Below are 17,602 nucleotides of genomic sequence, written 5' to 3'. Positions count from 1 at the left end.
AGTTATTCGCAAAGCTTCGCAAAGTTTTTAATTATTAAATCGAATTGCAAATGTAAAGCAAAAACAGAAAAGTAAAAAGAGATGTGTTTTATTAAAATGATTACTTTTGGAAATCAAATAATCACGCTTAATGAAATTTTTAAAATATCCGCTTACTCTTCTATATCGCATTTGGTTTTATATCTTGGTTTTAGTTCCAATTATTGTATTGTTTCCGTTTATTTTGGCTACGATTTTAAGCGAAAAAACGTATCCTTTATTTTTTAAAATCGCAAGGATATGGTCTAAGATTATTTTAATTGGAATGGGATTTAATTATTCTATCGAAGGCGATGAAGTTTTTGAAGATGGCAAAAGTTATATGTTAGTGGCCAATCATACTTCAATGACCGATATTATGTTGATGTTGATTGTAGTTAAAAATCATCCGTTTGTTTTTGTAGGAAAGAAGGAATTGGCGAAGATTCCGATTTTTGGATTTATCTATAAACGCGTTTGTATTTTAGTTGATAGAAGCAATAGTAAAAGTCGTTATCAAGTTTTTGAACGTGCTCAAAAGAGAATTCATCAAGGATTAAGTATTTGTATTTTTCCTGAAGGTGGTGTTCCCGAAGAACATATAGTATTAGACGAATTTAAAGACGGCGCTTTCAGAATTGCTTTAGAACATGGTTTACCAATTGTTCCAATGGTATTTTTCGATAACAAAAAACGTTTTTCATATACTTTTTTTAGTGGAAGTCCAGGAAAAATGCGCGCTAAAATTTATCCAATAATTGAAACGAAAGGTAAAACCTTAGAAGATAAAAACGCTCTGAAACAACAAGTAAGAGAAATTATTTTACAACCTTTATTGGAGGATTTAAAATAAAAAAGTCCAAACGCATTTGGACTTTCTCAGTTTCATTTTAACTAAAAATGAAACAACTTAACTATAAATTTAAGCTTAACCAACAAAGCTTAAAAACTAAAACTAATTCCGGTATACAAGCCTATAAAATAAGGCTTGAAGTTACCGGAATTTTCACTAAACGTATTGATCTGGTATTTAAACATAGGCTGAAAATTAGCATTAAAGCTTTTCCAAAACGAGTATTTAAAACCCAAACCGACATTACTACTAAAATGTATGCTGTTTAAATTATTTGCTCTTCCTACTTCCATTTCGATACCGTTTGCCACTAACGAAATGTTATTTTGATTTAAAAATAAGGTACTCATTCCTCCAATCACTTCTATACCAAATTTTTTATCCAATAATTTGTAACTTAATTCTAAAGGAACTTCAATATAACTGATGTTTTGTTGTAACGCCCCTACATTGTTTTCAATAATTACATTTTCCACATCACCTGATAGCGTTTCTACTACATTAGCTTTTGACGAAAACACCATATTAGATGCTTCAGGATTTCTTGATATTGTAGGGATATTGTTTTCAACATTATTCATTCGTGCATCAAATAAAACATCGTTAGTATTGTAGCTAATGTTGATATTGTTAACCCCTGTTTTTATACTTAATTTGTTGTTTATTGCGTAACTTCCAGCTATACCTAAACTTAAAGTTGTTGCATAATTTTTACTATTCGAATCAAATTGTTGGTCAATTGAAGATCCTTGTGCTAAGGAGTTGAAATAAACAGGCGACGCGTTAGTGCTAATCGCCCATTTACTTCTTTTTTCTTCTTTTTCATCTTCATTTTTCCCAGCCTCTTTTTCTTTAAGCAATTCTTCTAGCGGATTTGTTTCTTTAGAAACTTCAGCCACTAGCGTACTATCTTGAGTAATGATTTCATTGGAAACAACAACATCTGAATTGTTTGTTTGTTTTGTAATAGAATCATTATTAGTTATTGTTGTTGTGTTTGATGTTTTATTTTCAAAAAAAGCATCAATTGTTTCTTTGTTAATTGAGATTTTATCTTCTCTACTATTATTAACTACGTTATTATCATCAAATAGGTTTTCAAAAGCAGAATTATTTTTATTTGACTTCGATTTTGATTTTCTTTTTGCCTTGTTTTTTTCTGTATTTGCTACAAAAACGTTTTCAGAATTTATTTCAGAAGATGATTGTTTTTTGAAATTGTTTTTACCTTTTTTAAATCCTTTTTGATTTGAATTTGCATTAATATTGTTTTCTAATTTACCGTTTGAAACCAATCCGTTTCTTCTACTGGAATTGTTTTTAAGCTTAGAATTAACTAATTTTTCATCAATCAATTTTTCATTATATTGATTGGTTGAGTTGTTAGTTTTTTTATCTAAACTTTCTTCGTTTGATTGTGAATCATAAACAATAGCTTCATTATTAGGCGAAGTAATGTTTGAATTATTTGAGTTTCCTTTAGCATCTTCGGTGTTTACTATTGTGTTGTTAGAATTTGGAATTTCTGTTGAATTATTTTCACCAGAGAAATTCCAAATTAAAGCCCCGATTATGAACAACGAAGCGGCAATCCCCGAAAATTGAAACCAAATAGGTACAATTCTTTTCTTCTTCTTTTTCTCATTTAAACGACTTGCAATAATATCCCAAGAATCTTGAGGCGGTAAAGCTTCAAAATCTTTGAATTTCTCTTGAAATAATCGTTCTATATTTTTATTGTCTTTCATTTACTTTTTTTTACCTCAAAACTGTTATTTGATTCTATCTTACTTTTCAAAATAGCTTTTGCTCTAGCTAAATTTGATTTTGATGTTCCGATGTTGATTTCTAACATCTCGGCAATCTCTTTATGAGAATATCCATCTAAAACATATAAGTTAAAAACCAATCGATATCTATCTGGTAATTCTTGAATAATCTTAGTTAAAAATTCTAAACTGATGTTGTCATCATCAATTTCAATTTCCTCTTCGTCAGCAATTTTTTCAGAAACAATTTCAAAAATATTTTGTTTTCTATATTGCTGTAAAACGTAATTAATGGTAACTCTTTTGGCCCAACCTTCAAAGGAACCCGTGTTTTTATATTGTTTTATTTTTTCAAAAATGATTAAAAAACTTTCTTGTAAATTGTCTTGAGCTTCTTCGTAATTACGCGAATATTTCAAACACACAGAAAACAATTTTGGCGCTAATAAGCGATAAATCTGCTCTTGTGCTTTAGTATTGTTGTTACTACATTCATGTATAAGTTGCTCTATAATCAATTTCTTACATGTTAATTTACAGGAATATCATATGTCATAAAAGTGTCATTTCCTTCGTCATCGAGACCTGTCCAAAATTTAAAAATATAGTTTCCTGTATTTGTAACATGAAAATTAAAAGTTTCTTCAACTAATATGTTTTCAACAGGAGCACAATTGCCTCTTCCTTCAACCAAATTTTTAATTGCACAAGTTCTTATGTTTAATTCTTTATCGTAATAAATACCATAAGGAGAGTGACAATTTGTTGGTCTGTAATATTGCATAGTTATAGGATAAGTTTCTCCTAAGACAAATTCTGTAGGCATTTCAACAGAATGAACAGGTAAAACTTCAACTGTGAAGCTATTTTCTTCGAGTTCACAAGAATTGAATAAAAAAAGAATACTTATTAATAAAACTAATTTTTTCATTTTTATTGATTATTATATTTAGTAGATTAATTTTTTCAAAAAAGGTTGCGTTAAATTACAAAAAAAATCACGCTCAAGGCGTGATTTAATTTTAAGCGTTATTTTCTTTGATAAGCTCTTTAATTTTTTGTTCAAGTTCATCCATTAATTCTGGATTGTCTTTGATTAATGCTTTTACAGCATCTCGACCTTGACCTAATTTAGTTTCTCCGTAACTAAACCATGAACCACTTTTTTTGATGATTTCAAATTCTACAGCTAAGTCTAAAACTTCACCTACTTTTGAAATTCCTTCACCATACATAATGTCAAATTCTGCCGTTCTAAATGGTGGAGCAACTTTATTTTTTACAATTTTAACTTTAGTTCTATTACCAATAACGTTTTCACCATCTTTAATTTGTGTTGATTTACGAATATCAATACGAACTGATGCATAAAATTTCAAGGCATTTCCTCCAGTTGTAGTCTCAGGGCTTCCAAACATTACTCCAATTTTATCACGTAATTGGTTAATGAAGAAAACTGTACAGTTTGTTTTGTGAATCGTTCCCGTTAATTTTCTCAACGCTTGCGACATTAAACGTGCGTGCAATCCCATTTTAGAATCACCCATGTCGCCTTCAATTTCACTTTTTGGTGTTAAAGCAGCAACCGAGTCAATTACTACAACATCAACCGCTCCTGAACGAATTAAACTTTCCGCAATTTCTAATGCTTGTTCACCATTATCAGGTTGCGAAATAATTAAGTTGTCGATATCAACGCCTAATTTCTCAGCATAAAAACGGTCAAATGCATGTTCTGCATCAATAAATGCTGCAATTCCTCCTGCTTTTTGAGCTTCAGCTATGGCGTGTAATGTTAACGTAGTTTTACCTGACGATTCTGGACCGTAGATTTCTATGATTCTTCCTCTTGGATATCCATTTACTCCAAGCGCTAAATCAACACCTAACGAACCTGTAGGAATAGCTTCTACTTCTTCAACAGCGCTATCACCTAGTTTCATTACGGTTCCTTTTCCGTATGTTTTGTCAAGTTTGTCTAATGTTAGTTGTAAGGCTTTTAATTTTGCTTCTTTGTCTGAACTCATAATATTTGGCTTTAAATTGATTACAATTCTTTTTTTGTAAAAATACAGCTTTTTTCAATTGTGCCAAAAATTGTTAATATGTTTTGCAATTCATTTAAAGATTTGATTTCTAATCAATTTTATTACCTTTGTGCCCGAATTCTTCCATTTAGAATTCAAAATATATTTCTCACTTAAACGTTTATAGCATGCAACTGTATAACACCTTAAGCGCAGAAGAAAGAGCTCAATTAATTGATGAAGCCGGAAAACAACGTCTTACATTATCTTTCTATGCGTATGCCAAAATTGAAGATCCCAAAAAATTTCGCGACGATTTATTTATAGAATGGAACAAACTCGACGCTCTTGGTCGTACCTATGTAGCCAAAGAAGGTATCAATGCTCAAATGTCGGTTCCAGCCGAAAACTTTGAAGCTTTTAGAGAAACTTTAGAAGCGTATGATTTTATGCGTGGCATTCGTTTGAATGTCGCTGTAGAACACGATGACCATTCGTTTTTAAAATTAACCGTAAAAGTTCGTGATAAAATTGTAGCAGATGGTTTGAATGATGAAACTTTTGATGTTACCAATATCGGCGTGCATTTAAAAGCCAAAGAATTTAATCAAATATTAGAAGATCCAAACACGATTGTTGTTGATTTCAGAAATCATTACGAAAGTGAAATCGGTCATTTTAAAGGTGCGATTACTCCAGATGTGGAAACTTTTCGTGAATCGTTACCTATCATTAATGAGCAATTAAAAGATTTCAAAGAAGATAAAAACTTGGTGATGTATTGCACAGGAGGAATTCGTTGCGAGAAAGCTTCAGCTTATTTCAAACATCAAGGTTTTAAAAATGTGTTTCAGCTTGAAGGTGGAATTATCAATTACGCCAAACAAATCAAAGAAGAAGGTTTAGAAAGTAAATTCATCGGAAAGAACTTCGTTTTCGACCACAGATTAGGTGAAAGAATTACCGACGATATTGTTTCGCAATGTCACCAATGTGGAAAACCTTGCGATAATCACACGAATTGTTTGAACGATGGTTGTCATTTACTATTCATTCAATGTGACGAATGTAAAGAAGCTATGGAAAATTGTTGTTCAACCGAATGTTTAGAAATTACTCATTTGCCATTAGCCGAACAAGTAAAACTTCGTAGAGGAAAACAAGTGGGTAATAAAGTGTTCCGAAAAGGAAAATCGGAAAATTTAAAATTCAAACATTCAGGAGAACTTTCGGATAAACCTCTGGCTGTAGCCGAAAAAACAAAAGACATTCGTCAGAAAATAAAAGTAAAAAAAGTATTGCTTGGTAAAGCCGAACATTATTATGTGAAAGCACAAGTGGGACTTTTCGTTATAGAAAACCAAGAATTAAATGTTGGTGACAGAATTCTAATTTCAGGACCAACAACTGGTAATCAAGAAATGGTTTTAGAAAAAATGTTCGTAAACGGAACTGAAAATTCATCAGCAAAAGTTGGCGATAAAATAACATTTGAAGTGCCTTTTAGAGTAAGATTATCCGATAAATTATTTAAAATTATCAGCTAATGACAACTTCTGGAAGAATAGAATTAATGGCGCCTGCAGGAAATTTCGAATCCATGCAAGCGGCGTTAGATAATGGTTGCGATTCCATTTATTTTGGTGTCGAACAATTAAACATGCGAGCTCGTGCAACAGTGAATTTCGTTTTAGATGATTTACCTGAAATTGCGCGTCGTTGCAAAGAAAAAAACGTTAGAACCTATCTAACTTTGAATACCATTATTTACGATCATGATTTATCGATTGTAAAAACACTTTTAACTAAAGCCAAAGAAGCAGGAATTACAGCAGTAATCGCATCTGATCAAGCAGTTATTATGACAGCTCGCACCATGGGAATTGAAGTGCACATTTCTACCCAATTGAATGTTACGAACATCGAAACTGTAAAGTTCTATGCGATGTTTGCTGATACAATTGTTCTGTCTCGCGAGTTGAGTTTGCGTCAAGTAAAGAAAATCACCGATGACATCGAAAAAGAACAAATCAAAGGACCAAGTGGAAATTTAGTAGAGATTGAAATCTTTGGTCATGGTGCTTTGTGTATGGCGGTTTCAGGAAAATGTTATTTGAGTTTACATTCGCATAATTCATCAGCCAATCGTGGTGCGTGCAAACAAAATTGTCGTAAAAAGTATACCGTAATCGACCAAGAGTCAGGTTTTGAAATCGAAATTGATAACGAATACATGATGTCGCCAAAAGATTTATGTACGTTAGATTTTCTTGACCAAGTAATCGACTCAGGTATCAAAGTATTAAAAATTGAAGGTCGTGGACGCGCTGCAGATTATGTAGCAACCGTTATCAAAACGTATCGCGAAGCAATCGATTCTTATTACGAAGGAACTTTCACTAAAGAAAAAATCAATACTTGGATGGAAGCTTTAGCAACGGTTTATAATCGTGGTTTTTGGAGCGGTTATTATTTGGGACAAAAATTAGGCGAGTGGTCAGACAATCCAGGTTCTAATGCGACTCAGAAAAAAGTTTACGTTGGAAAAGGAATGCATTATTTCCCAAAATCAAGCATAGCTGAATTCAAAATTGAAGCTTACGACATTAAAAAAGGTGATAAAATCTTAATCACAGGTCCATCAACAGGAGCGCAAGAATTAATTTTAGAAGATTTCTTTGTGAATGATGTAACTTCTGAAAAAGCAACTAAAGGCGATAGTTGTACTTTAAAAGTGCCGTTCCGCATTCGTTTATCGGATAAAATGTATAAAATTGTTGAAAACTAATGGTCGTTGTTACGCTTCAAAGAGACAAATGTATTGGTTGCAATTATTGTGTTGAAATGGCGCCAGCTCAGTTTCAAATGTCAAAAAAAGACGGAAAATCAGTATTAATTAAATCGGTTGATGCCAAAGGTTTTCATACTTTAAAATCGGCCGACCATACGATTGTTGAAAATTGTGAATTAGCTGCAAAAGCTTGTCCAGTGCATATTATTACCGTAAAAGAAACTTAATTTTTTGTTTTACAATACTATATGAAAACCTATTTCGTTTTATAATGAGATAGGTTTTTTCTTTTTGGCGAACTTCGAGATTGATTTTTGAAAGTTTCCATAAAAAATCAATATCTTTACGCTCAAAAACATTTTAGAAACGTAGTCCAAAAAACGGACAATCAACATATATTCAAAATTATGGCATGTACAAACTGTTCCACGGGTGCTAAAGACGGCACACCTAAAGGATGTAACAATAACGGGACTTGCGGCACCGATAGCTGCAACAAACTTTCGGTTTTCGATTGGTTGTCAAACATGACGTTGCCAGGTGGTCAAGAGCCATTTGATGCGGCAGAAATTCGTTTTAAAAACGGCAGAAAAGAATTTTTTAGAAATACAGAAAAGCTAACTCTAGCTATTGGAGATATCGTAGCAACTGAGGCTTCACCAGGACATGACATCGGAATTGTAACTTTGACAGGCGAATTGGTAAAAATTCAAATGAAAAAGAAAGGCGAAAATCCAGATAAAGAATTAGCTAAAATCTACAGAAAAGCTTCTCAACGAGATATTGATATTTGGACAGAAGCTCGAAATAAAGAAGAAGCGGTGCGTATGCGCGCCAGAGAAATTGCTATCAACTTGAAATTAGAAATGAAAATTTCGGATGTCGAATTTCAGGGCGATGGTTCTAAAGCTACGTTTTATTACACCGCAAATGATCGTGTAGATTTCCGTCAATTAATCAAAGAATTTGCACAAGAATTTAAGATTAGAATTGAGATGAAGCAAGTAGGTTTCCGTCAAGAAGCCGCTCGTTTAGGTGGAATTGGTTCATGCGGAAGAGAATTGTGTTGTTCTACTTGGTTAACCGATTTTAGAAGTGTAAATACTTCGGCTGCGCGTTACCAACAGTTATCTTTAAATCCACAAAAGTTAGCCGGACAATGTGGTAAACTAAAGTGTTGTTTGAATTATGAATTAGATACGTATTTGGATGCATTGAAAGATATGCCTGATATGGATACAAAATTACATACCGAAAAAGGCGATGCTTATTGTCAGAAAATCGATATTTTCAAAGAAATCATGTGGTTTTCTTATGCTAATGCTCCTGCACATTGGTTGGTTTTACCAGTTGCAAAAGTAAAAGAAATTGTAGCGATTAATAAGAAAAAAGAGCGTGTAGCAGCATTGGAAGATTATGTAGTGGAAACGGTTCAAGAAGTAGAGAAAAAGTTCGAAAATGTGGTAGGACAAGACAGTTTAACTCGTTTTGATCAACCTAAGAAAAAGAACAACAATAAAAACAAAAAACGTAAACCATCAAATTTCAAAAATGCTCCTAAAAAAGACTAAATTTATTGGGTTAATGCTATTTACTGTGCTTTTTTTCTCATGCGATGAAAAGCAATTTTTTAGCGAATACAAAGAGTTAGACGGTTCTTGGAAAAAATCAGACACCTTGCGTTTTGCATTTGAACAAAAAGACACGGTAAATCCGTATCATTTGTTTCTAAATGTAAGAAATAATAATGATTACCCATTTAACAACATGTATTTAATTGTTACGATGAAAGAGCCGGGAAAAAAACCAACCATAAAAGTAGATACGTTAGAATACCAAATGGCAAATCCGGATGGAACTTTATTGGGTGAAGGTTTCTCAGATGTAAAGGAAAGTAAATTATGGTATTTAGAAAATTTCAAATTTAACAGAGCAGGAAAATATAATGTTGAGGTAGTTCAGGCAGTAAGAGAAACAGGCAAAGTAGATGGTGTATCAGAACTAAAAGGAATTACAGAACTAGGATTAAGAATTGAAAAAATAAAATAGTATGGCTACCAAAAAAGCAAATACAAACGATTTTTCAGAGTATAAAAGAAAATTTTGGCAATTATTTGCCTACGGATTTTTAGGAGTAATTTTATTATTCCTTTTTGCATCATGGGGATTTTTCGGGAAAATGCCTTCGTTTGACGATTTAGAAAATCCAGATTCAAATGTAGCAACTGAAATCATTTCTTCGGATGGAGTAGTTATTGGAAAATTCTTTAAAGAAAACAGAACGCCTGTAAAATACGAAGAATTACCACAACATTTAGTAAAAGCCCTAGTAGCAACAGAAGACGAACGTTTTTACGAACATTCAGGAATTGACGCTAAAGGAACTTTACGTGCGGTTGTTCGATTAGGTAGAGATGGAGGAGCAAGTACTTTAACCCAACAGTTAGCTAAAAACTTATTTCACGGTGAAGGTTCAAAATTCATTTTGTTTAGGGTAATTCAAAAAGTAAAAGAATGGATTATTGCTATTCGTTTAGAACGTCAGTATACAAAACAAGAGATTATTGCACTTTATTTAAATCAAGTAGATTTTGTAAATGGTGCGGTTGGAATTCGTTCGGCAGCTAAAATCTACATGAACAAAGAACCTAAGGATTTAACTATCGAAGAAGGTGCTTTGTTTGTTGGAATGCTAAAAAATCCTTCGTTATATAATCCAAATCGTAAAAAAAGAGCGCAATTAGTTTTAGATAGAAGAAATACCGTTTTAGGACAAATGGTTAAAAATGGCGTAATTTCTGAATCAAAAAAAGCAGAATTAAGTAAACTCCCAGTAAAATTAGATTTTAGACCAGAAAGTCATTCCGAAGGAAGCGCTACTTATTTCAGAGAATATCTAAGAGATTACATGAAAAAATGGGTGAAAGACCATTTAAAAGAAGACGGAACGGAATATGATTTGTATCGCGATGGTTTAAAAATCTACACGACTATCGATTCCAAAATGCAACAATATGCCGAGGAAGCGGTTTACGAACATCTTAAAAATCTTCAAAAAGAGTTTTTTGAAGGAAAGAAAGACCAAGAAAACGCTCCTTTCGTTGATATTACTCCAGAGCAAACGCAGCAAATTATGATGCAAGCCATGAAAAACTCTGAGCGTTGGAGAAAAATGGATTTGAATGGGAAAACGAAAGAGGAAATTATCAAGTCTTTTGATGTACCAGCAAAAATGAAAATCTTTACTTATGAAGGAGAAAAAGATACCCTCATGAAACCAACAGATTCCATCATTTATTACAAACACATGTTGCAAACAGGTATGATGGCAATGGAACCAAGAAGCGGTCACATAAAAGCTTGGGTAGGTGGTGTAAATTATAAATATTTCCAATACGATCACGTTGGGCAAGGAGCAAGACAAGTAGGTTCTACTTTTAAGCCATTTTTGTATGCAACAGCTATCGAACAACTAGGAATGTCTCCTTGTGATTCTATCATCGATAGTTATTTCACTATGCCAAAAGGCAAATGGGGAATTGATGCCGATTGGTCTCCAAAGAATTCCGATGGAAATTATAGAGGAACCATTACATTACAAAAAGCATTAGCAAATTCGGTAAACACAGTTTCTGCTAAGTTAATTGATAGAGTGGGACCAAAAGCTGTTGTAGCGATGGCAAAAGAATTAGGAGTTACTTCTGATATTCCAGAGCAACCTTCAATTGCATTAGGTGCTGTTGATATTACGGTGGAGCAAATGGTAGGTGCTATGAGTACTTTTGCTAACCAAGGAGTATATGTAAAACCAACATTTATTATCAAGATTGAAGATAAAAACGGAGTAGTTATTGATCAACCAGTGCCAGTTACAAAAGATGTAGTAAATAAAGATGTTGCTTATGCCGTTGTAAAATTAATGGAAGGGGTAACACAATCGGGAACTGGATCAAGACTAAAATGGGGAGGTGCAGGATTTCGAAATTATGATTATAGTTTTGGAAATCCAATTGCTGGAAAAACAGGAACATCTCAAAACAACTCTGATGGTTGGTTTATCGGAATGGTACCAAATTTAGCAACTGGGATTTGGGTTGGAAACGAAGATAGAGCAGCGCATTTTAAATCTACTCATTATGGACAAGGAGCTACAACTGCACTACCTATTTGGGGAATCTTCATGAAAAAATGTTATGCGGACAGTGATTTAGATGTATCCAAAGAACCATTCGAAAAACCAGACGATTTAAAAATTAAAGTAGATTGTTGGACACCTAAAAAAGTAGTGGATTCAACAGCTGTGCCAACAGATGAACCTAGTATGGATGAATTCGGATTATAAACAACAACAAACCAAAATATGATTTCTAGAAAAGTTAATAACGTTAAAGAAGCGTTGGAAGGAATTCAAGACGGACAAACCATCATGTTAGGTGGTTTTGGTCTTTGTGGAATTCCCGAAAACAGTATTGCTGAATTAGTTCGTAAAAATGTAACCAATTTAACTTGTATTTCAAATAATGCAGGAGTTGATGATTTCGGATTGGGATTACTATTACAAAAACGTCAAATCAAAAAAATGATTTCTTCTTATGTGGGAGAAAATGCAGAGTTTGAACGTCAAATGCTTTCAGGAGAATTAGATGTAGAATTAACACCACAAGGAACTTTAGCTGAAAAATGCCGTGCTGCACAAGCCGGAATTCCAGCATTCTTTACACCAGCAGGTTTCGGAACAGAAGTCGCAGAAGGAAAAGAAACACGCGAATTCAATGGAAAAATGCACGTAATGGAATTGGCTTATAAAGCTGATTTTTCAATCGTAAAAGCTTGGAAAGGTGATGAAGCTGGAAATCTTATTTTCAAAGGAACAGCTCGTAATTTCAACGCTTGTATGGCAGGTGCTGCAAAAATCACTATCGCTGAGGTTGAAGAATTAGTACCAGCAGGAACTTTAAATCCAAACGAAATTCACATTCCAGGAATTATGGTAAACCGTATTTTCCAAGGAGAGAAATTTGAGAAAAGAATTGAGCAAAGAACTGTTAGACAAAAATAATTTGAAGATTCTTTAATTTGAAAATTTGAAGATGAGAAACGATAAGGATAATTTAATTGTAAAATTAACATTTGAGTTTGCTCTTGAAATAATAAGTTTTTCAGAGGAAATTAGAAAATCAAATCGTTTTGAAATGGCATCTCAAATTTTCAGAAGTGGAACATCAATAGGAGCAAATATTAGAGAAGCTCAAAATGCCGAAAGTAAAGCTGATTTTATTCATAAATTTAAAATTTCAGCTAAAGAAGTAGATGAGTTACAATTTTGGTTAGAGCTATGTCAGAATTCAGAATTCTATCCAAATCCTAATGAAGAATTATTTAAAAAGTTACAATCGATAAATTTGATAATTTCTAAAATCATATCTTCTTCAAAGAAGGGTTAATTTTCAAATTATCAAATTTTCAAATCATTAAATAAAATATGGCATTAGATAAAAATCAAATCGCAAAAAGAATAGCACAAGAAGTAAATGACGGTTACTATGTAAACTTAGGAATCGGAATTCCTACTTTAGTTGCCAATTATGTTCGCACGGATATTTCAGTTGAATTTCAATCGGAAAATGGAGTTTTAGGTATGGGACCTTTCCCTTTTGAAGGAGAAGAAGATGCTGATATCATCAACGCAGGAAAACAAACGATTACTACTTTACCTGGAGCAAGTTTTTTTGACTCAGCATTTAGTTTTGGAATGATTCGTGCTCAAAAAGTAGATTTAACGATTTTAGGAGCGATGGAAGTTTCTGAAAACGGAGATATTGCCAACTGGAAAATCCCAGGAAAAATGGTAAAAGGAATGGGTGGCGCCATGGATTTAGTAGCTTCGGCAGAAAATATTATCGTAGCCATGATGCACGTAAATAAAGCAGGAGAATCGAAAATTTTGAAAAAATGTACGCTTCCATTAACAGGTGTTGGTTGTGTGAAAAAAGTAGTTACAGAGTTAGCAGTTTTAGAAATCACTCCAAAAGGATTCAAATTGTTAGAACGTGCTCCAGGTGTTTCAGTAGAAGATATCATCAAAGCAACAGAAGCAGATTTAATCATTGAAGGAGATATTCCTGAAATGAAAATCGATTAATAAAAAGAGTTTATAATTTTAAACCTGACAGGTTTCCAAAACTTGTCAGGTTTTTATATATTTTAAAGAAAATGAGTTTTCCAAAAGTAATTTTAAAATCAGGTAAAGAAAAATCTATTCAACGTCGTCATCCTTGGATTTTCAGTGGTGCGGTTTACGGTGTAAGTCGTGAAATAAACGATGGAGAAATGGTGGATGTAGTCGATTCGAAAAACAATCATTTAGGAACCGGATATTTCAGTGATAAAGGAAGTATCGTAGTTCGTATTTTGACTTTCGGAGATGAAACTTTTTCTGAGAACTTTTGGGCAGCCAAATTACAATCGGCTTGGTATTTACGTACCCAAATATTGGATTTTGAAGTTACGAATGCTTTTCGTGTGATTCACGGAGAAGGAGACGGAATTTCGGGATTGATTATTGATTATTACGATAAAAATTGGGTAATTCAAGCGCATTCAACAGGGGTTTTTCTTCAAATGGAGCAAATCGCGGAAGCCATAAAATCGAATTTTCCAGACTATTGCGAAACGATTTATTGCAAAAGTTCAGGAACTTTACCAAATACAGGAACTGATTATTTTCTATTCGGAAACAAAGTTGAAGCAGTTGCGAAAGAGAACAACATTTTGTTTTCAGTAAATTGGGTAGAAGGACAAAAAACAGGTTTCTTCTTAGACCAACGCGAAAATCGAAAATTATTAGGTGAATTCTCAAAAGGAAAAAAAGTATTAAACACGTTTTGTTACACTGGCGGATTTTCAATTTACGCCATGAGCGCTGGAGCAGAATTAGTAACTTCGGTGGATATTTCTCAAAAAGCTGTGGACTTAGCAGCGAGTAATATGGAATTAAATTTTCCAAATGCCAATCATAAAGCTGTAGCTGATGATGTGTTCAACTTCATGAAAGAGCACACGCAACAATATGATGTAATTGTTTTAGATCCACCCGCTTTCGCGAAAAGCATCAAAAGCAAACACACTGCGACACAAGCTTATAAACGTCTAAATATTGCCGGATTAAAAGCCTTAGCGCCTAACGGAATTTTATTTACGTTCTCATGCTCACAAGTTATTGATGATGTTTTGTTTTACAACACCGTTGCCGCAGCAGCCATTGAGACTGGAAGAAACATTAGAGTTTTGCATAAATTAGAACAAGGACCCGATCACCCAACCAACATTTACCACCCAGAAGGTCATTATTTAAAAGGTTTGGTGTTGTTTGTGGAGTAGGTTTAAAGTGGTCAGTGGTCAGTTTGAAGTGTTCAGTATTTTGCGCATAGTTTGTAATTCCGAAGGAATCTCACTTAACTATTTGAGTTAATTAAAATATATAGTTATGAAAAAAGTAATTTTTATTTTATCAATTCTATTGAATATTATTTTTGGTTTAAATTATTTGAGTGATGCAATAAATGAACCAACAAGAGAATTAGGAAGATTGAAAAAAGATATTGAGATTGGCTATTTTTCAGGTGATTCGGTATTGTTTAAATTACCAAAAGGATTAACTGTTGCAGATGAATCACAAAGAGGAATTTCGGCTATTGGTCAATTTGAAAATAATAGGTTTTCTATTGTAATTACTTCCAATGAAGATTTGGTAGATTATGAAATAAATGAAGACTCATTAGGTGTTTTTAATAACTTTTATTCTGCAGAAATAAAAAAATAAAAAAACCTGCAAGTCTTTCAACTCACAGGTTTCCTATTTTGCGTGCTTTGCGAAAAACTTTGCACCTTTGCGTTTAAATTTTAAAATCATGTTCAAAAAATCACACATCATAAAGACCTCACTTTCAAAAGAAGAAATCATTGCAATTCTTCAAACTAAGGTTGAAAATTTTCATCGTGAGAATTCTAAATTTGATTTTGAAGGAAATGTAAATTTAAGTGGAGAAATTAACATTAAACCAACCTTTGATTACGGTCCAAGAGAACAATTTCGACCTGAAATATTAGGAAAAATTCATGGCAATCAAATGGATTTAGAGTTTCAGTTGAGTGCAATGATGAAAAAAGTTTTGTGGATTATTATTTTGATAGAACCTCTTTTTATAGGCTTTGTTTATTTCAAAACACAAGATAAACAAGTATTATTGTTTTTTCCTTTTTTGATTGTTTTTATGGTCATTTTTAAATTTACATTTGACAGTAAAGTCAAAAAGGCAATAACGTTATTAGAATCTTATTTTAAATAAAAAAACCTGCAAGTTTTTCAACTCACAGGTTTGTCTTAATACTTAATTCTTTTATCTTAATACTTTACAGATTCATAAAGAAATCATTTCCTTTATCATCCGTAATAATAAAAGCTGGGAAATCTTTTACTTCGATTTTTCTTACGGCTTCCATACCTAATTCTGGGAAATCTACTACTTCAACCGATAAGATGTTTTCTTTCGCTAAAATCGCAGCAGGACCACCAATCGAACCTAGATAGAATCCACCGTGTTTTTTACAAGCGTTCATTACGTCTTTGCTTCGGTTGCCTTTGGCTAACATAATCATACTTCCGCCAGCCGCTTGGAATTCGTCTACATAAACGTCCATTCTTCCAGCAGTTGTTGGTCCAAAACTTCCTGATGGCATTCCGTCTGGAGTTTTCGCTGGACCTGCGTAATATACTGGGTGATTTTTGAAATATTCTGGCATTGGTTTACCAGCGTCTAACAATTCTTTGATTTTGGCATGCGCAATATCACGAGCCACAATCAAAGTTCCGTTTAATTTTAAACGTGTTTTGATTGGATATTTTGATAACTCTGCTAAAATTTCAGCCATTGGTTTGTTCAAATCAATCTCAACCGCTGGTTCTAAATGAGGAGCAGTTTCAGGTAAAAACTGTGCTGGATTGGTTTCCAATTGCTCTAAGAAAATTCCGTCTTTTGTGATTTTTCCTTTGATATTTCTATCTGCCGAACAAGAAACTCCCATTCCCACCGGACAAGAAGCCGCGTGACGAGGTAAACGAATCACACGAACATCATGCGTTAAATATTTTCCACCAAATTGGGCTCCAATTTGACTTTCTTGACAAATAATTTGTACTCTTTTTTCCCACTCTAAATCGCGAAACGCCTGACCTGCCATGTTTCCAGAAGTAGGAAGATTGTCATAATAACCAGCTGATGCTTTCTTTACGGCTGCTAAATTCGCTTCCGCAGAAGTTCCACCGATAACGATAGCTAAGTGATACGGAGGACAAGCTGCTGTTCCTAAATCCATAATACGCTCACGAACAAATTCGTCTAACGATTTTTCATTCAACAACGATTTTGTCTTTTGATATAAAAACGTTTTGTTCGCCGAACCACCACCTTTTGTTAAAAATAAGAATTCATACGAACTTCCTTTTTTCGCATAAATATCAATTTGAGCCGGTAAGTTGGAACCTGAATTTTTCTCTTCAAACATTGAAATCGGAACAATTTGCGAGTAACGAAGATTTTTATTTTGGTACGTATTGTAAATTCCTTTTGATAACCATTCGCCATCATCAACTCCTGTGTAAACGTTTTCACCTTTTTTGGCAACTACAATTGCAGTTCCAGTATCTTGGCAAGAAGGCAATTGACCTTCAACGGCAACCGCAGCGTTTTGCAATAAATTATAAGCCACAAAACGGTCGTTGTCTGTTGCTTCTGGGTCTTCGATAATGTTTCTTAGTTTTTGCAAATGTGCCGAACGCAACATAAACGATACGTCGTCCATAGCTTCTTGTGCTAATAATTCTAATCCTTTTGGATCCACCACTAAGATTTCTCTATCGCCAAATTGCTCTACTTTTACGTAATCTGAAGTTAATTTTTTGTAGTGTGTATCGTCTTTTAAAATTGGATACGGGTCTTGATATAAAAAGTCCATTTTATGTATGTTTTGAAAGGTAAAGTTACGGATTTTTGTTTTTCTAACCTGCAAGGTTTTTAAAACTTTGAGGAATTAATTTACAATATAAATTATTATCCCAACTATAATTAAAAACAAAACGAAGCCT

The 17,602-nt window shown here is 33.3% G+C and carries 18 protein-coding genes; 13 read left to right on the top strand and 5 right to left on the bottom strand.

Annotated features, from left to right (window positions below):
• Positions 1 to 130: 130 nt before the first annotated feature.
• Positions 131 to 871, top strand: a complete 741-nt coding sequence (locus B0I03_RS05525) for a lysophospholipid acyltransferase family protein (protein WP_111566468.1) — start codon at positions 131 to 133, stop codon at positions 869 to 871.
• An 89-nt stretch (positions 872 to 960) separates the two neighbouring features.
• Here B0I03_RS05525 and B0I03_RS05520 read toward each other — a convergent pair whose 3' ends face one another.
• From B0I03_RS05520 to recA, 4 genes are all read right to left on the bottom strand, one after another.
• A complete protein-coding gene (locus B0I03_RS05520; protein WP_111566467.1) occupies positions 961 to 2,619 on the bottom strand; it encodes a hypothetical protein in 1,659 nt (552 codons plus the stop codon).
• Positions 2,616 to 3,158 (bottom strand): RNA polymerase sigma factor, encoded by a 543-nt coding sequence (locus B0I03_RS05515; protein WP_111566466.1) that lies wholly within the window; start codon positions 3,156 to 3,158, stop codon positions 2,616 to 2,618. The genes B0I03_RS05520 and B0I03_RS05515 overlap by 4 nt, the downstream gene beginning before the upstream one ends.
• An 11-nt stretch (positions 3,159 to 3,169) precedes the next feature.
• Positions 3,170 to 3,571 (bottom strand): hypothetical protein, encoded by a 402-nt coding sequence (locus B0I03_RS05510; protein WP_111566465.1) that lies wholly within the window; start codon positions 3,569 to 3,571, stop codon positions 3,170 to 3,172.
• Between the two features lie 91 nt (positions 3,572 to 3,662).
• Positions 3,663 to 4,667 carry a recombinase RecA gene (gene recA / locus B0I03_RS05505; protein ID WP_026725599.1) on the bottom strand — a complete coding sequence of 335 codons (1,005 nt, stop codon included), beginning with the start codon at positions 4,665 to 4,667 and terminating at the stop codon, positions 3,663 to 3,665.
• 188 nt (positions 4,668 to 4,855) lie between these two features.
• Here recA and trhO point away from each other — a divergent pair, with 188 nt between their 5' ends.
• The 12 genes from trhO to B0I03_RS05445 all read left to right on the top strand — a co-directional run bounded on the left by trhO (position 4,856) and on the right by B0I03_RS05445 (position 15,806).
• The gene (trhO, locus tag B0I03_RS05500; protein ID WP_111566464.1) at positions 4,856 to 6,214 is read left to right on the top strand and encodes an oxygen-dependent tRNA uridine(34) hydroxylase TrhO; all 1,359 of its coding nucleotides are present in this window, start codon (positions 4,856 to 4,858) and stop codon (positions 6,212 to 6,214) included.
• Positions 6,214 to 7,455, top strand: a complete 1,242-nt coding sequence (locus tag B0I03_RS05495; protein ID WP_111566463.1) for a peptidase U32 family protein — start codon at positions 6,214 to 6,216, stop codon at positions 7,453 to 7,455. The genes trhO and B0I03_RS05495 overlap by 1 nt, the downstream gene beginning before the upstream one ends.
• Entirely contained in the window at positions 7,455 to 7,685 is a 231-nt protein-coding gene (locus B0I03_RS05490) for a ferredoxin (RefSeq protein ID WP_026725596.1), read from the top strand. The genes B0I03_RS05495 and B0I03_RS05490 overlap by 1 nt, the downstream gene beginning before the upstream one ends.
• Positions 7,686 to 7,865: 180 nt before the next feature.
• On the top strand, positions 7,866 to 9,029 hold the full coding sequence (locus B0I03_RS05485) for a PSP1 domain-containing protein (RefSeq protein ID WP_111566703.1): 1,164 nt from the start codon (positions 7,866 to 7,868) through the stop codon (positions 9,027 to 9,029).
• Positions 9,010 to 9,507 carry a gliding motility lipoprotein GldH gene (locus B0I03_RS05480; protein ID WP_111566462.1) on the top strand — a complete coding sequence of 166 codons (498 nt, stop codon included), beginning with the start codon at positions 9,010 to 9,012 and terminating at the stop codon, positions 9,505 to 9,507. Before B0I03_RS05485 ends, B0I03_RS05480 begins: the two co-directional genes overlap by 20 nt.
• 1 nt (position 9,508) lies before the next feature.
• Entirely contained in the window at positions 9,509 to 11,800 is a 2,292-nt protein-coding gene (locus B0I03_RS05475) for a penicillin-binding protein 1A (protein ID WP_111566461.1), read from the top strand.
• A gap of 18 nt (positions 11,801 to 11,818) precedes the next feature.
• On the top strand, positions 11,819 to 12,517 hold the full coding sequence (locus tag B0I03_RS05470) for a CoA transferase subunit A (RefSeq protein WP_111566460.1): 699 nt from the start codon (positions 11,819 to 11,821) through the stop codon (positions 12,515 to 12,517).
• 31 nt (positions 12,518 to 12,548) lie between these two features.
• A complete protein-coding gene (locus B0I03_RS05465; RefSeq protein ID WP_111566459.1) occupies positions 12,549 to 12,902 on the top strand; it encodes a four helix bundle protein in 354 nt (117 codons plus the stop codon).
• A gap of 38 nt (positions 12,903 to 12,940) precedes the next feature.
• The gene (locus tag B0I03_RS05460; protein WP_111566458.1) at positions 12,941 to 13,600 is read left to right on the top strand and encodes a CoA transferase subunit B; all 660 of its coding nucleotides are present in this window, start codon (positions 12,941 to 12,943) and stop codon (positions 13,598 to 13,600) included.
• Positions 13,601 to 13,671: 71 nt separating this feature from the next.
• Positions 13,672 to 14,838: a class I SAM-dependent rRNA methyltransferase gene (locus tag B0I03_RS05455; protein WP_111566457.1), complete on the top strand. Its 1,167-nt coding sequence runs from the start codon at positions 13,672 to 13,674 to the stop codon at positions 14,836 to 14,838.
• Positions 14,839 to 14,944: 106 nt separating this feature from the next.
• Positions 14,945 to 15,280, top strand: a complete 336-nt coding sequence (locus tag B0I03_RS05450; protein WP_111566456.1) for a hypothetical protein — start codon at positions 14,945 to 14,947, stop codon at positions 15,278 to 15,280.
• Positions 15,281 to 15,368: 88 nt separating this feature from the next.
• Complete coding sequence (locus tag B0I03_RS05445) at positions 15,369 to 15,806, top strand: hypothetical protein (RefSeq protein WP_111566455.1); 438 nt, start codon at positions 15,369 to 15,371, stop codon at positions 15,804 to 15,806.
• Positions 15,807 to 15,870: 64 nt separating this feature from the next.
• On the opposite strand, the gene B0I03_RS05440 is transcribed toward B0I03_RS05445, so the two are convergent.
• A complete protein-coding gene (locus B0I03_RS05440; RefSeq protein ID WP_111566454.1) occupies positions 15,871 to 17,472 on the bottom strand; it encodes a fumarate hydratase in 1,602 nt (533 codons plus the stop codon).
• Between the last annotated feature and the right edge of the window lie 130 nt (positions 17,473 to 17,602).

Source organism: Flavobacterium aquaticum, from assembly GCF_003259835.1.
In the GTDB taxonomy this organism is placed as follows: Bacteria; Bacteroidota; Bacteroidia; order Flavobacteriales; family Flavobacteriaceae; genus Flavobacterium; species Flavobacterium aquaticum.
The sequence above is the reverse complement of the archived record's forward strand: the minus strand, read 5'-3'. Positions and strand labels throughout refer to the sequence as shown.